The following is a 13,261-nucleotide window of genomic DNA, read 5'->3' as shown; positions in this document are numbered from 1 at the left end:
CGACCTTACCCGCGCGAGCGTCGCGACGCCGTTGCATCCGCGCGTCGGACGGTGACGATCCGGTGACGGGGCGCCTCGGGGGTTGCCGTGCCGGCGACGGACTCAGGCGTCGCCGGGCGGCTCGTCGGCCATGCCGGCGGGGCGGGGGCCGGTGTAGTCCGGACCGTAGGCGCCGGGCGCGGGGCGGCGGGTCTTCTCCAGGGCGCGGTGCCCCGGGGCCATGCGCCGCGCGGTGACCAGGAAGGCCGTGTGTCCCACCATGCGGTGGTCGGGACGGACGGCGAGACCTTCGAGGTGCCACTCGCGCTGCATCGTCTCCCACGCCACCGGTTCGGTGAAGCCGCCCTCCGCGCGCAGGGTCTCGACGAAGCGCGACAGCTGGGTGGTGGTGGCCACGTAGGCGCAGACCACGCCACCGGGGACGAGCCGCTCGGCGGCGAGCGGCACGCACGTCCAGGGATCGACCATGTCGAGGACGAGGCGGTCGACCTCGGTCTCGGTCATGACCTCGCGGACGTCGCCGACGGTGAGGGTCCAGCCCGGGTGGCCGCCGGTCGCCTGCTCGACGTTGGCCCGCGCGGTCTCGGCGAAGTCCTCGCGGAGCTCGTACGAGCCCAGCGCACCCTCCGGACCGATCGCGCGCAGCAGGTAGGTGGTCAGGCTCCCGGACCCGGCGCCGGCCTCGACGACGCGCGCCCCGGGGAAGATGTCGGCCATCGTGACGACGTGCGCGGCGTCCTTGGGGTAGATGATCGCCGCGCCACGCGGCATGGAGACCACGTACTCGTGCAACAGGGGCCGGAAGACCTGGTAGTCGCCGTCGAGGGAGGAGGTGACCACGATGCCCTCGGGTCGGCCGATGATGTCGTCGTGGCGGATCTGACCCTTCTTGGTGGAGAACTCGCGCCCCGCCTCGAGTCGGATGTTGTGCTTGCGTCCCTTCGCGTCGTTGAGCCGGACCCACTCCCCCTCCGTCAGGGGGCCGCTACGGGGTGCTGCGGTCATCGGGGGTCCTCTCGTGCTGCTCGTCGGCTCGTTGGGCGGTGGCGAGGGCGTCGGCGCGGCCCGCCCCGGTCCACAGGAAGGCGGCGACCAGGGCGCCGAGCACGACCTCGGGGAGGGCGCCGGGCTCCCCGAACCTGAACCCTACGACGAGCGCGAGCACGCCGAGTGCGGTGCCTCGTCCGATCCAGGCCGTGGCCGAGGTGCCGCTGGAGCGACGGCCCGTCAGCGCCCACCCGAGCGCCGCGACGACGTGTCCCCCGTCGAGGGGGAGACCGGGCAGGAGGTTGAACACCGCGAGCAGCAGGTTGACCCAGGCGAGCGACCAGAGGATCTGGGCGGTGGTGGCGTCCTCGACCGTCGCGACGACCGCGAAGACCGCGGCGGCGATGCCCGCCGACGCCAGGGGACCGACGAGGGCGGTGACCGCGGCCTGGGCCGGACCGCGGGTGCCGACGATCTCGGTGTGGCCGCCGAGCAGGTGCAGGACCACGCGGGGCACGGCGAGCCCCCAGGCACGAGCGGCTGCCACGTGGGCGAGCTCGTGGAGCAGGATCGACAGGTAGAGGGCGACGACGAAGACCAGCCCGGCCACGTAGGGGTCGAGCGGTCCCTGGTCGAAGCGCGGCGCGAACAGCACGACGAGGACGACCGCGGCGAGCAGCAGGGACGGGTGCGCCGTCACGCGGGTGGAACCCCACCGGACGAGGTCGAAGGAGCGCCCGGCGATCATCGCTCCAATCTACGGGGCGCCTCCCGGGCGCGCCGTTCGCCGAGGCTGTCGTCGCCCGCGGATACGGTGAGCGGCATGTCGTCGTCCACCGTGCTCCCTACGCCTGTGCCGGTGCGCGAGAGACTCTCGCCGAGCCGGGCGGCGGACTTCCTCGGGTGTCCGCTGCGCTACCGGTACCGGACCGTGGACCGCCTGCACGAGCCCGCCGACCCGGTCGCCGTGCGCGGCACCCTGGTGCACGCGGTGCTGGAGGACCTCTTCGACCTTCCCGCCGGCGACCGCACCCTCGAGCGAGCGATCGCCTCGGTGCCTGCGTCGTGGGACGGTCTGCGCGAGGAGGACGACCGCCTCTCGACGCTGTTCGCGGCCGAGGACGACGAGCGCGCCTGGCTGGACTCCGCGCACCGGCTGCTCGCGTCCTACTTCGCCCTCGAGGACCCGCGCTGGCTCGAGCCCGAGGGTCGGGAGGTGCGGGTCGACCACCGGCTGGAGTCCGGTCTCGGCCTCGGCGGGATCGTCGATCGGATCGACGTCGCCGAGGACGGTCGGATCCGGATCGTCGACTACAAGACGGGACGCTCGCCGGGCGAGCGGCACGAGGACAAGGCGCTGTTCCAGATGCGCTTCTACGCCCTCGTCGTCTGGCGCTCGCGCGGCGTGCTCCCCACGCTGCTGCAGCTGCTGTACCTCGGCGATCGCACCGTCCTGTCGTACGAGCCCACGGTCGCCGACCTCGAGGCCACCGAGCGCAAGCTCGGGGCGCTCTGGCAGGCGATCGACCGTGCGCTGAGCACCGGCGAGTTCCCAGCGCGGCCCGGTCCCCTGTGCCGGTGGTGCTCCTTCACCGACGTGTGCCCCGAGCGCGGTGGCACCGCACTGCCGTGGTCGAGCATCCGTCGGGTCCCGGCGGACGCCTCGCTCGAGACGTGAGGTCGATCGCCGCGCTCCGTCACCGCAGTCGGTCGGCGGACCGGCTGGCCCAGAGGTCGAACAGCTCGGTCGCGTCGAGGACCTCCAACCCCTTCCGCACGACGCGACGTGGCGTCAGCGGTACCGCCACCAGGTGGGGCACCACCAGCACGACACAGCCGGCCGCGTTCGCCGACGCGGCGCCGGTCGGCGAGTCCTCCACCGCCAGGCAGTCCCGAGGGTCGACGCCGAGTCGTCGGGCGGCCTCGAGGTAGGGCTCCGGGTCGGGCTTGCCGCGCGCGACCACGTCGCCCGTGACCACGGCGTCGAAGGGCAGCACCTCTGCCACCGGCGCGGCGATCTGCGCGTACGACATCGTGACCAGCGCCTGCGGGATCCCGGCGGTGGCGACCTCCTCCACGAGGGCCGGCAGCCCGGGCCGCCAGGGGATGTCCCCCCGCAGGGAGTCGGCGAGCCGGACGACGAGACGGTCCACGATCTCCTCGGGGGTGAGCGGCGAGGAGAGCTTGCGCTGCAGGATCCGCCCGGAGTCCAGGAGGGCGTTGCCGACGAGCTCGAGGCCGTCCTGCTCGGTCCACTCCACCCCGTGCTCGGCGGCGACGGCGGCCTCCTCGGCCATCCACAGCGGCTCGGTGTCGACGAGGGTGCCGTCGAGGTCCCACAGGACGGCGGCAGGAGTGCTCACGTGGGACCACGTTATGCCCTGGTCGGGAGCGTTCCGCGGGGTGTCACGACCGGGTGGGGTCCTTGCCGAGGTGCGCTGGAGCCGCGGGCCGTTGTGACCCTTCCGGCAGCGCCAGCACCGCTGGTTGGCCTCCGCCAGTGCGTTCGAGCTCGCCGGTGACGGCGTCTGGGTCATCGCCGTGGCCGGCTCGGCCCTGGCCGGTGTCGTCACCCTCGGTCAGCTCGCCGTGGTGAGCCTGGTCATCGGCGCCACGGTCGGCTTCTAGGGCTTCCTCCGCCCGGTCCTGCAGCATGCCGGCGGACCGGCAGCCGGCTCCCTCGTAGTGACCTCGTCGTCCCCGGCCGGTGCCTTCGCACTCGGCGCCGCGCGCTCTCCGGGCGCTGGTCGGCGACCTGGACACGCCCTCGTGCTCGCCGCCTACGGGGTCGGCAGCGCGGTGGCCTCGCTGGTCACCGGCGCGTTGCCGATGCCCCGGCGCTACCTGACGATCATGAACGCGATGTGGGGCCTGGCGTGTCTGCCGCTGCTCGTCGTCGCCGTCACGTCGTCGGTCCCGGCGATCGCTGTGGCGATGTTCGCCGTCGGCGTGCTGATGTCGGCTCCCATGGTGCCCTGGGGCACGCTGCTGCAACGTCGGGTCCCGCCGGAGCTGCTCGGTCGTGCCTCCAGCGGGAGGCCGTGGGGGTCCGGAGCGTCTTCCTGGTGGCTGCGGTCATCCCGCTCGTCGTGGCTGCCGTCGCGATCGTCGCGCGCATGCCGGCCGACGAGGCGGCCCACCCCATGACGTGACGTGGGCCGGACATGACGTCCGGTCGGCGGAAAGGTCGCGCCTCGTGCTGGTGGGGTGTGGAAGACTGGTGGAGAACTTCCGAGAAGGTCCACGCGAGCCCGCCGACGGCTGGAGGTTCCCCACACAGACCAGATCTCGTCTCGTCACCCGTGGAGGAATGCGTGTCCCGAGAGACCTCGTGGCGTCCGGACGCCACCGCCGAGCTCACTGCGGCGCTGCAGCAGCGCATCATGGTGCTCGACGGCGCCATGGGCACGGCGATCCAGCGGGACCGGCCCGACGAGGCCGGCTACCGCGGCGAGCGCTTCAAGGACTGGCCGAGCGACGTCGCGGGCAACAACGACCTGCTCACCCTGACCCAGCCGCACCTCATCGCCGCGATCCACCGCGAGTACCTCGAGGCCGGCGCCGACATCATCGAGACCAACACCTTCAACGCCAACGCGATCTCGTTGCGCGACTACGACATGGTCGAGCTCGCCTACGAGCTCAACCTGGAGGCGGCCCGGCTCGCGCGCCGGGAGGCCGACGCCGTGGCCGAGGAGAGCGGTCGTCCCCGGTACGTGGCCGGTGCGCTCGGGCCGACGACGCGCACGGCGTCCATCTCACCGGACGTCAACGACCCCGGCGCCCGCAACATCGGCTACGACGAGCTCGTCGACGCCTACGCCGAGGCCACGCGTGCGCTCCTCGACGGTGGCGCGGACCTGGTGTTCATCGAGACGATCTTCGACACGCTGAACGCGCGGGCAGCCATCTTCGCCGTCGAGACGGTCTTCGAGGAGTACGGGCGCCGCTGGCCGATCGTCCTGTCCGGCACCATCACCGACGCCTCCGGGCGGACTCTCTCGGGGCAGACGACGGAGGCCTTCTGGTACTCCGTCCGCCACGCCAAGCCGCTGCTGGTGGGTCTGAACTGCGCCCTCGGCGCCGAGGAGATGCGTCCCTACGTCGCCGAGCTCTCGCGCCTCGCCGACTGCTTCGTCTCCTGCTACCCCAACGCGGGCCTGCCGAACGCCTTCGGCGAGTACGACGAGGAGCCCGACCAGACCGCAGCCGTGCTGCGCGAGTTCGCCGAGGCCGGGCTCTACAACCTCGTCGGCGGGTGCTGCGGCACCACCCCCGACCACATCGCCCACATCGCCCGGACGGTCGAGGGGCTCGCCCCGCGGCGGGTCGCCGACGTCTCCCCCGCACTGCGCCTGTCCGGCCTCGAGCCGCTCGTCGTCGACGAGGACTCGTTGTTCCTCAACGTCGGCGAGCGCACGAACATCACCGGCTCGGCCCGCTTCCGCAACCTGATCCGCGACGGCGACTACGACACCGCGCTCGCCGTCGCCCTCCAGCAGGTCGAGAACGGCGCGCAGGTCATCGACGTCAACATGGACGAGGGGATGATCGACGGCGTCGCCGCGATGGACCGCTTCCTGAAGCTGGTGGCGGCCGAGCCGGACATCTGTCGGGTGCCGGTGATGGTCGACTCCTCCAAGTGGGAGGTGATCGAGGCCGGGCTGAAGTGCCTGCAGGGCAAGTCGATCGTCAACTCCATCTCCCTGAAGGAGGGCGAGGAGCCGTTCGTCCGGCACGCCCGCCTGTGCCGCAAGTACGGTGCCGCCGTCGTCGTCATGGCCTTCGACGAGGACGGACAGGCCGACACCCTGGAGCGTCGCAAGGAGATCTGCGCCCGCGCCTACCGCATCCTCACCGAGGAGGTCGGCTTCCCGGCCGAGGACATCATCTTCGACCCCAACGTCTTCGCGGTGGCCACGGGCATCGAGGAGCACGCCGAGTACGGCATCGACTTCATCGAGGGGACCCGCTGGATCAAGCAGAACCTGCCGCACGCCCTGGTCTCCGGCGGCGTCTCGAACGTCTCCTTCTCCTTCCGCGGCAACAACCCGGTCCGCGAGGCGATCCACGCGGTGTTCCTGTTCCACGCCATCGAGGCGGGCATGGACATGGGCATCGTCAACGCCGGCGCCCTCGTCGTCTACGACCAGGTCGACCCGCGCCTGCGCGAGCGCATCGAGGACGTGATCCTCAACCGCCGCGACGACGCGACCGAGCGGCTCCTCGAGATCGCCGGGGAGTTCGCCTCCGGTGGGGAGAAGGGCGAGGCGGCCACCGCCGAGTGGCGCGACCTCCCCCTCGGCGAGCGCATCACCCACGCCCTGGTCAAGGGCATCGACGCCCACGTCGAGTCCGACACCGAGCTGCTCCGCGCCGAGATCGCCGAACGCGGTGGTCGACCCATCGAGGTCATCGAGGGCCCGCTCATGGACGGCATGAACGTCGTCGGCGACCTGTTCGGCGCCGGCAAGATGTTCCTGCCGCAGGTGGTCAAGTCCGCGCGCGTCATGAAGAAGGCCGTGGCCTACCTGATCCCGTTCATCGAGGAGGAGAAGGACCCCTCCGACGCGAGCCGCAGCAACGGCACGGTGATCATGGCGACCGTCAAGGGCGACGTCCACGACATCGGCAAGAACATCGTCGGCGTCGTGCTGCAGTGCAACAACTACGACGTCATCGACCTTGGGGTCATGGTGCCCGTGCAGAAGATCCTCGACGCCGCGAAGGAGCACGACGCCGACATCATCGGCCTGTCCGGTCTCATCACGCCGTCCCTCGATGAGATGGTGAACGTCGCTGCCGAGATGGAGCGCCAGGGCTTCGACGTCCCCCTGCTGATCGGTGGCGCCACCACCTCCCGGGCGCACACCGCGGTCAAGGTCGACGAGAAGTACCGCGGCCCCGTCGTGTGGGTCAAGGACGCCTCGCGCTCGGTCCCGGTCGTCTCCTCGTTGCTGTCCGACGACCTGCGGCCCGCCCTGCTGAAGGATCTCGCCGCCGACTACGACTCGCTGCGCGAGCGTCATGCAGCGCGCCAGGACACCCGCAAGATCCTGTCGCTGGAGCAGGCGCGCGACGACGCCACGCCGATCGACTGGACCGACTACGCCCCGCCTCAGCCGGCGTGGGAGGTCGGGGTGCCGCACGTCTTCGATGACTACGACCTCACCGAGCTGCGTGAGTACATCGACTGGCAGCCCTTCTTCAACGCCTGGGAGATGAAGGGGCGCTTCCCCGACATCCTCAACAATCCGGCCACCGCCGAGACGGCCCGACGGTTGTACGACGACGCCCAGGAGATGCTGGACACGCTCATCGAGGGTCGGTGGTTGCGAGCGTGCGGCGTCGCCGGCATCTTCCCCGCCGCCCGCGTGCACCACGACGATATCGAGGTCTACACCGACGACACCCGGTCCGAGGTCCGCACGACCCTGCACCACCTGCGGCAGCAGACCGAGCACCGCGAGGGCATCGCCCACAAGAGCCTGGCCGACTTCGTCGCGCCCAAGGAGACCGGCCTCCCCGACCACGTGGGCGCCTTCGCGGTGACCGCGGGTCTCGGCAGCCAGGACAAGGTGGCGGAGTTCAAGGAGCAGAACGACGACTACAACGCCATCTTGCTGGAGTCCCTCGCCGACCGCCTCGCCGAGGCCTTCGCCGAGCGCCTGCACGAGCGCGTCCGCAAGGAGATCTGGGCCTACGAGCCGGCCGAGCAGCTGGACAACACCGAGCTCATCGCCGAGAAGTACCGCGGCATCCGCCCGGCTCCCGGATACCCGGCGTGCCCCGAGCACACCGAGAAGCAGCTGCTGTGGGACCTGCTGGACGTGCAGAAGCACACCGGCATCGAGCTCACCGAGTCGATGGCGATGTGGCCGGGAGCGTCGGTCAGCGGCTGGTACTTCTCCCACCCGCAGTCGCAGTACATGGTGATCGGTCGCCTCGGCCGCGACCAGGTCGCCGACTACGCGGCACGCAAGGGCATCAGCGTGGCCGAGGCGGAGCGTTGGCTGGCCCCGAACCTCGGGTACCGCACCGACGACGAGTGAGTGCGCGAGTCCGACCGTCCTGACCTCGTGGGGGTCCGTAGGCTGGGGGTGTGGACGACCTCTCGATCCCTCCCCTCAACGACCCGTGGATGGTCGCGGCCTTCCAGGGCTGGAACGACGCCGGCGACGCTGCGTCCTCCGTCGTGGACCACCTCGTCGACGAGTGGGACGCCGAGGTGCTTGCCGAGCTCGACCCGGACGACTACTACGACTTCCAGCTGACCCGCCCGGTCCTGGAGCGTGACGACGAGGGCACCGCGGAGATCGTCTGGCCGGTCCCGACGCTGTACCTCGCCCGGCCGTCCGGGTTCGAGCGCGACGTCCTGCTGCTGCGGGCGCCGGAGCCGAACATGCGCTGGCGCTCGTTCTGCTCGACCGTGCTCGGACTCGCGACGTTGGCCGGCGTCACCGAGCTGGTCACGCTCGGCGCCCTGCTGACCGACGCCCCGCACACCCGTCCCGTCCCGGTCTCCGGGAGCTCGACCGACCCCAGTCTGGTCGCGAGGCTCTCGCTGCGTCCGTCGAGCTACGCCGGCCCCGTGGGCATCAACGCGGTCCTGAACGAGACCGCGTCGGCGCAGGGCATCGCGGCCGTCTCCCTGTGGGCGGCCGTGCCGCACTACCTCGCCGAACCCCCGTGCCCGAAGGCGACCCTCGCGCTCCTCGGACACCTCGAGGACGCCGTCGGGTGCCCGCTCCCCCAGGGGGTGCTCGCCGAGCTCGCGGAGGCGTGGCAGCGCGGTGCCGAGGAGGCCACGGCCGAGGACCCCGAGATCGCGGAGTACGTCGAGGAACTCGAGCAGGCCCAGGACGCCGACGCGCTGCCCGAGGCCACCGGTGAGTCGATCGCGCGGGAGTTCGAGCGGTACCTGCGACGCCGTCCCGGCGGCAGCTGACCCCTCGTCGCTCGCCGCGTGCACTTGTCGTGCGGGATCGAACGGTCCACGCCACGATGGGGTCACCAGCGTCACAGGAGGAACCATGAGCACCGAGTCCGCCGGGCGACCCACGGAGCCGACCGAGCACTCGCTCACCGGCAAGGCCGAGGGACCGCGCCCCGTCACCGACTGGACCGACGTGGGACGCGAGGTCTGGGAGTACCTCACCGGACGAGGAGCGGAGGTGCGCTACCACCTCGACGACCTCGAGGTCGAGGTCCCGCGCGACACCGGACCGGACTCCCCGCGCGCCACGTGGCGCTTCAACGGGACCGTCCGTGTCACCACCTCCGACGACCCCAGCTGAGGTCGTGCCGTGACCCGCCTGCTGGTCGACCTCGACGTCCAGATCGAGACGCCCGAGGACGAGCACCTGACGGTGCGCGTCGAGGGGGACGGACACGAGTTCTCCGTCATCTCCTCCGACCTCGCCCGACTCGCGGCCGGCCGGTCCACCGGTGAGATGAACCAGTGGGCCGAGGTCCTGGCCGACCACGGTGCGTGCGTGACGCTGTGCGACGACGGCGGACCCGTCCTGCGGATCGGCGACGTCAAGGTGCCCTGGTGGCAGCGCGTGGTGACCAGGTCCCGTCACGTGAAGGTGTGCCGCTGGCGGGCGGCGACGTCGCTGAAGGCGTCGGCGCTGTCCTCCTCGGACGGGACCCTCATGCCGCCACCGGTCGAGTGGCCCAAGCTGCCGCCCCTGCCCTGGTGGAACCGCAAGATCACCACGACTCACGATCCGTACGGTGGCGGTCACCCCCGCCTCTACCTCAGCGACACCCGTGTCCCGGCGACCGGACGGGGCGTCCGCGTGCTGTACCTGCTGCCCGGCGAGACCGTGCTCGGCAGCGGACCGGACGTCGACCTTCAGCTCGACGGCATGGACGTCGTGCAGGCCGTCGTGAACCGCACCCCCGACGACGAGTACGTGCTGACCGCCCGCAGTGAGACGGTGCCGACCGTCGTGCATGGCCAGCACCGTGCCGAGCAGCAGCTGCGGACCGGTACCAGGATCGAGATCGGGCCCTGGCGGCTCACGTACGTCCGTGACGAGTACGCCGACCACGGGCGCCCCTTCGGTGGTCGCATCGGTGGCGAGCTGGGCGTCCAGAAGCCCCAGGACCAACCGCGGTACCAGCGCTGAGGAGCGCGAGGCCCACGGGCCTGCACACCACCCGATCTGGACGGGTCTGATCTGCCGGGGGGCGGGTCGGGCCCGTCCTTCACACGTCCAGGGCGATGCCGAGCAGCGCATCGACCGCGGCCGCCACCTGCGCGCCCGCGTCGGCGTCCTCGCCGTCCTCGGCCATCCACGCATCCACGGCGAGCAGGGCGCTCGGTGCGTCGAGGTCGTCGGCCATCGCCTCACGCAGGCCGGCGAGGACCGGTCCGGCCGGTGGTGCCGACGGACGAGAGACGGCGTCGCGCCAGCGCGCGAGCCGCGTCGCGGCCTCGTCGATCTCCGCGTCGCGCCACTCCCAGTCGCTGCGGTAGTGGTGCGCCAGGAGCGCGAGCCGGATCGCCATCGGGTCGTGGCCGGCCTCGCGCAGGGCCGAGACGAGGACCAGGTTGCCCTTCGACTTGCTCATCTTCTCGCCGTCGTAGCCGACCATCCCGGCGTGGACGAACGCCTGCGCGAACTCCTCGCCCGTGGCGACGCGGGCCTCCGCGGCCGACATCTCGTGGTGCGGGAAGACGAGGTCCGACCCGCCGCCCTGCACGTCGAAGGCGGTGCCGAGGTGCTCGAGCGCGATCGCGGCGCACTCGATGTGCCAGCCAGGTCGTCCGGGACCGAGCCGCGAGGGCCAGGACGGCTCCCCGGACCTTGGCGCCTGCCAGACGAGGCAGTCGAGGGGGTGCCTCTTGCCCGTCCGGTCCGGGTCGCCCCCCCGCTCGCCGAAGACCGTACGCATGGTGGCGTCGTCGAAGCCGCTCACGTCACCGAACGCCGGGTCGGCGTGGACGTCGAAGTACAGGTCGTCGTCGACGCGGTACACGGCGTCGCCGAGCTTCTCCACGAGGTCGACGACGAGGTCGATGGACTCCACCGCGCCCACGTAGTGGTCGGGGGCCAGGACCCGCAGGGCCGCCATGTCCTCACGGAACAGCTGCGTCTCTCGCTCGGCGAGCTCGGCCCAGTCGACCCCGGTCGCCACGGCGCGCTCGAGCAGCGGGTCGTCGACGTCCGTCACGTTCTGCGTGTACACGACGTCGAGACCGCGATCGAGCCACTGGCGCTGCAGGAGGTCGAAGGCGAGGTAGGTGGCCGCGTGGCCGAGATGGGTCGCGTCGTAGGGGGTGATGCCGCAGACGTAGAGGCGGGCCGATCCGTCCGGCTCGCTCGGCACGGACCGTCCCGACCGGGTGTCGTGCACCTGCAGCGTCGGTGGCGTCCCGTCGAGGGCAGGGACTCCGGGACTCGACCAGGCACGCATGGGGCGAGCGTATCGGCGCCGGACGTGCGGCATGTCGGCGGCCGGGCGCGGTCGCCGGGAGCAGAACGGGCGCGCGATCATCGACAGTGCGCTTTACCGACGTGGACGCCGCGAGGACTCCCCCGCGTCCGGAGCCGAGCTGCGGACGGTGTTGGAAGGGTCATCGCCGTGCTGTGCGTCGGGATCTTCCGTCGGTTCCGGCGGGCCGGCTGGCTCTGACCCGGCGTCGCCGCTCTCAGCTCGCTCAGCCCTTGGGCGACAGGCTGGGTCGGATCGACATCATCTCGAACTGGGCCTCGGGGGGTGCGTCGACGGCCGCGCGGACACCGGCGGCGATCGTCTCGGGCTGGAGCATCCGCTCGGGGTGCCCACCGTCGGAGATCGCGCCGTGGCCCATCTCGGTGTCCACGATGCCCGGGTGGACCGACACGACGCGCACGCCGTTCTCGCGCTCTTCCTCGCGCAGGGTGTCGGCGAACGTCCGCAGGGCGAACTTCGACGCGGAGTAGACCGCACCACCAGGGGTGGAGAACAGGCCCGCGCCGGAGTTGATGAGCACGATCGTTCCGCCCGCCGCACGAACGGCGGGGAGCAGTCGAGCGGTGAGGTGGGCGACGCCGAAGACGTTGACCTCGAATGTCGTCCGCCAGTGGGCACGGTCCTCCTCGGCGACGGTCGTCCCACCGCTGACGCCTGCGCTGTGCACGAGGACGTCGACCTCTTCGGGCAGGTCGGCCGCGTCGACGGATGCCTCGTCGGCGACGTCGAGCACCAGGACGGAGGCGTCGGGGAGCTCGCCCTGTGTGCTCTCGAGCGACGCGCGGTCCCGTCCGACCAGCACGACGTGGTGGGTGCGGCCGAGGTCGAGCGCGATGGCGCGACCGATGCCTCGGGAGGCCCCCGTGACGAGGGCGACGGGTCGTGACGACGGGTACGAGGGGGTCATCCCCCCAGTCAATCAGCCGATCGCGACCGATGCAGTGATGACGCCGGTGCCCACCAGGATCAGCGTCAGGCTGCCGAGCGCCACCCGGTAGATGACGAACGGCGTGTAGGAGTGCTTGCTGACGTACTGCAGCAGCCAGTGGATGACGGCGAGCCCGACGACGAAGGAGACGACCGTACCGATGATGGTCGGACCCCACCCGTAGGCGTTCTCCCCGCCGGGGATGTCCTTGAGCTTGTAGATGCCGGCCCCGAGGACCGCGGGGATCGCCAGCAGGAAGGCGTACCGCGTGGCGGCGGCTCGCTCGTAGCCGAGGGCGAGGCCCATGCTGATGGTCGCGCCGGAGCGGGAGACACCCGGGATCAGGGCCGCCGCCTGCGCCGCGCCCAGGGCCACGGCGTGGGTCCACGTGAGCTGCTCGATGGGCCGGGTCTTGCGCCCGATCTTCTCGGCCAGGCCCAGCAGCAGACCGAGCACGATCAACATGGTCCCGATCACCCACAGGTTGCGGAACTGGCTGTCGATGAGGTCCTCCAGCAGGAGGCCGAGCACGACGATCGGCAGGGATCCGACGATGATGAACCAGCCCATGCGCCACTCGAGCTCCTGGCGGGCCGGGGCCGAGACGAGTCCTCTGAGCCACCCGCGCCCGATCGTCCAGATGTCTCGCCAGAAGTACAGGACGACGGCGACCTCGGTGCCGATCTGGACGACGGCCGTGTACGCGGCACCCGGGTCCTCCCAGCCGAAGAACTTCGGGAAGATGGCCAGGTGGGCGCTGCTGGAGATGGGCAGGAACTCGGTCATCCCCTGGAGGACACCAAGGACCACGGCGCGCAGGAGTTCGTCCACCGTGCGAGCCTAACCAGTGCGTGGGGGGCGTGGGTCTAGGGTTCTCGC

General features: G+C 71.4%; 12 protein-coding genes. 6 read left to right on the top strand and 6 right to left on the bottom strand.

Annotation, left to right across the window (positions count from 1 at the left end):
- Window positions 1-102: 102 nt before the first annotated feature.
- Together ABD213_RS00815 and ABD213_RS00810 are read right to left on the bottom strand one after the other, a co-directional pair.
- Window positions 103-1,005 carry a tRNA (adenine-N1)-methyltransferase gene (locus tag ABD213_RS00815; RefSeq protein WP_344323151.1) on the bottom strand — a complete coding sequence of 301 codons (903 nt, stop codon included), beginning with the start codon at window positions 1,003-1,005 and terminating at the stop codon, window positions 103-105.
- Complete coding sequence (locus ABD213_RS00810; protein ID WP_344323149.1) at window positions 986-1,735, bottom strand: site-2 protease family protein; 750 nt, start codon at window positions 1,733-1,735, stop codon at window positions 986-988. Before ABD213_RS00810 ends, ABD213_RS00815 begins: the two co-directional genes overlap by 20 nt.
- 111 nt (window positions 1,736-1,846) lie before the next feature.
- Between ABD213_RS00810 and ABD213_RS00805 the strand changes: the two genes are divergently transcribed.
- Window positions 1,847-2,665: a RecB family exonuclease gene (locus tag ABD213_RS00805; RefSeq protein WP_344323147.1), complete on the top strand. Its 819-nt coding sequence runs from the start codon at window positions 1,847-1,849 to the stop codon at window positions 2,663-2,665.
- Between the two features lie 19 nt (window positions 2,666-2,684).
- Here ABD213_RS00805 and ABD213_RS00800 read toward each other — a convergent pair whose 3' ends face one another.
- Window positions 2,685-3,350, bottom strand: coding sequence for an HAD family hydrolase (locus ABD213_RS00800; RefSeq protein WP_344323145.1), 666 nt, complete (start codon window positions 3,348-3,350; stop codon window positions 2,685-2,687).
- Between the two features lie 124 nt (window positions 3,351-3,474).
- Here ABD213_RS00800 and ABD213_RS00795 point away from each other — a divergent pair, with 124 nt between their 5' ends.
- The 5 genes from ABD213_RS00795 to ABD213_RS00775 all read left to right on the top strand — a co-directional run bounded on the left by ABD213_RS00795 (window position 3,475) and on the right by ABD213_RS00775 (window position 10,124).
- The gene (locus tag ABD213_RS00795; RefSeq protein ID WP_344323143.1) at window positions 3,475-3,615 is read left to right on the top strand and encodes a hypothetical protein; all 141 of its coding nucleotides are present in this window, start codon (window positions 3,475-3,477) and stop codon (window positions 3,613-3,615) included.
- Window positions 3,616-4,301: 686 nt separating this feature from the next.
- Window positions 4,302-8,039 carry a methionine synthase gene (metH, locus tag ABD213_RS00790; protein ID WP_344323141.1) on the top strand — a complete coding sequence of 1,246 codons (3,738 nt, stop codon included), beginning with the start codon at window positions 4,302-4,304 and terminating at the stop codon, window positions 8,037-8,039.
- Window positions 8,040-8,089: 50 nt separating this feature from the next.
- Window positions 8,090-8,935, top strand: a complete 846-nt coding sequence (locus tag ABD213_RS00785; protein ID WP_344323139.1) for a PAC2 family protein — start codon at window positions 8,090-8,092, stop codon at window positions 8,933-8,935.
- 85 nt (window positions 8,936-9,020) lie between these two features.
- A complete protein-coding gene (locus ABD213_RS00780) occupies window positions 9,021-9,284 on the top strand; it encodes a hypothetical protein (protein WP_344323137.1) in 264 nt (87 codons plus the stop codon).
- 9 nt (window positions 9,285-9,293) lie between these two features.
- The gene (locus ABD213_RS00775; RefSeq protein ID WP_344323135.1) at window positions 9,294-10,124 is read left to right on the top strand and encodes an FHA domain-containing protein; all 831 of its coding nucleotides are present in this window, start codon (window positions 9,294-9,296) and stop codon (window positions 10,122-10,124) included.
- A gap of 79 nt (window positions 10,125-10,203) precedes the next feature.
- Here ABD213_RS00775 and mshC read toward each other — a convergent pair whose 3' ends face one another.
- From mshC to ABD213_RS00760, 3 genes are all read right to left on the bottom strand, one after another.
- The gene (gene mshC, locus ABD213_RS00770; RefSeq protein ID WP_344323133.1) at window positions 10,204-11,415 is read right to left on the bottom strand and encodes a cysteine--1-D-myo-inosityl 2-amino-2-deoxy-alpha-D-glucopyranoside ligase; all 1,212 of its coding nucleotides are present in this window, start codon (window positions 11,413-11,415) and stop codon (window positions 10,204-10,206) included.
- Between the two features lie 244 nt (window positions 11,416-11,659).
- The gene (locus ABD213_RS00765) at window positions 11,660-12,361 is read right to left on the bottom strand and encodes an SDR family oxidoreductase (RefSeq protein ID WP_344323131.1); all 702 of its coding nucleotides are present in this window, start codon (window positions 12,359-12,361) and stop codon (window positions 11,660-11,662) included.
- A gap of 12 nt (window positions 12,362-12,373) precedes the next feature.
- Complete coding sequence (locus ABD213_RS00760; RefSeq protein WP_344323129.1) at window positions 12,374-13,213, bottom strand: undecaprenyl-diphosphate phosphatase; 840 nt, start codon at window positions 13,211-13,213, stop codon at window positions 12,374-12,376.
- Window positions 13,214-13,261 lie beyond the last annotated feature (48 nt).

Source organism: Aeromicrobium halocynthiae, assembly GCF_039531385.1.
Lineage (GTDB): Bacteria > Actinomycetota > Actinomycetes > Propionibacteriales > Nocardioidaceae > Aeromicrobium > Aeromicrobium halocynthiae.
The sequence above is the reverse complement of the archived record's forward strand: the minus strand, read 5'-3'. Positions and strand labels throughout refer to the sequence as shown.